Source organism: Enterobacter cloacae complex sp. P16RS2, assembly GCF_014982155.1.
GTDB classification, from domain to species: domain Bacteria; phylum Pseudomonadota; class Gammaproteobacteria; order Enterobacterales; family Enterobacteriaceae; genus Enterobacter; species Enterobacter cloacae_M.
In genome coordinates this window covers 1-1,338 of record NZ_JADCKW010000031.1, presented here as the reverse complement: position 1 = coordinate 1,338, position 1,338 = coordinate 1, and the positions used below count along the sequence as shown (strand labels likewise).

Genomic DNA, 1,338 nt, shown 5'->3' with positions numbered 1-1,338 from the left:
TTAATGAGATGGTCACTCCCTCCTTCCCGGTACTATGCTGAGGACAGGCTTTCATTCGGAGAACTATCATGGAAAACATTGCGCTCATTGGTATCGATCTGGGTAAAAACTCTTTCCATATTCATTGCCAGGATCGTCGCGGGAAGGCTGTTTACCGTAAAAAATTTACCCGGCCAAAGTTGATCGAATTTTTGGCGACATGCCCCGCTACAACCATCGCAATGGAAGCCTGTGGCGGTTCTCACTTTATGGCACGCAAGTTGGAAGAGTTGGGGCATTCCCCAAAGCTGATATCACCACAATTTGTCCGCCCGTTCGTTAAAAGCAATAAAAACGACTTTGTCGACGCCGAAGCTATTTGTGAAGCTGCATCGCGTCCGTCTATGCGTTTTGTGCAGCCCAGAACGGAATCTCAGCAGGCAATGCGGGCTCTGCATCGTGTCCGTGAATCCCTGGTTCAGGATAAGGTAAAAACAACCAATCAAATGCATGCTTTTCTGCTGGAATTTGGCATTAGCGTTCCCCGAGGAGCTGCCGTTATTAGCCGACTGAGTACCATTCTTGAGGATAATAGTTTGCCTCTTTACCTCAGCCAGTTATTGCTGAAATTACAACAGCATTATCACTATCTTGTTGAGCAGATTAAAGATTTGGAATCCCAGTTGAAACGAAAGTTGGACGAAGATGAGGTTGGACAGCGCTTGCTGAGCATTCCCTGCGTCGGAACACTGACAGCGAGTACTATTTCAACTGAGATTGGCGACGGGAAGCAGTACGCCAGCAGCCGTGACTTTGCGGCGGCAACAGGGCTTGTACCTCGGCAGTACAGCACGGGAGGTAGGACGACATTGCTGGGAATTAGTAAGCGAGGTAATAAAAAGATCCGAACTTTGTTGGTTCAATGTGCCAGGGTATTCATACAAAAACTGGAACACCAGTCTGGCAAATTGGCCGATTGGGTCAGGGATTTACTGTGCCGGAAAAGCAACTTTGTCGTCACTTGTGCTCTGGCAAACAAGCTGGCCAGAATAGCCTGGGCCCTAACGGCACGACAGCAAACTTATGTAGCATAACGGCAGAAATACACCGGTTTAAAGAATTACTGATCTGGTTTTGCGAATACTGATATTGATGATACTAACGGCCCACCGGCCTGTTGAGGAACCTGTAAAACGGAAAGGCTCATTGAAGCCGTATATTTTCTGGAGGTTCATCAGGCGCGGAACTCATCAAGGCGCGGGAATAAAATCCCATTCAGACGCCGGATAGATTCAAGCAAGCCAACTTGTCGTCAAAATCGGTGTTGCAAAAACGGGAGTGACCATAGATTCCGTTTTC

General features: G+C 47.8%; 1 protein-coding gene. It reads left to right on the top strand.

What is annotated here, in order from left to right; all coding sequences use genetic code 11:
- The first annotated feature begins 68 nt into the window (after positions 1 to 68).
- Complete coding sequence (locus INF68_RS18635; protein WP_000427623.1) at positions 69 to 1,073, top strand: IS110-like element IS4321 family transposase; 1,005 nt, start codon at positions 69 to 71, stop codon at positions 1,071 to 1,073.
- The last annotated feature ends 265 nt before the right edge of the window (positions 1,074 to 1,338 follow it).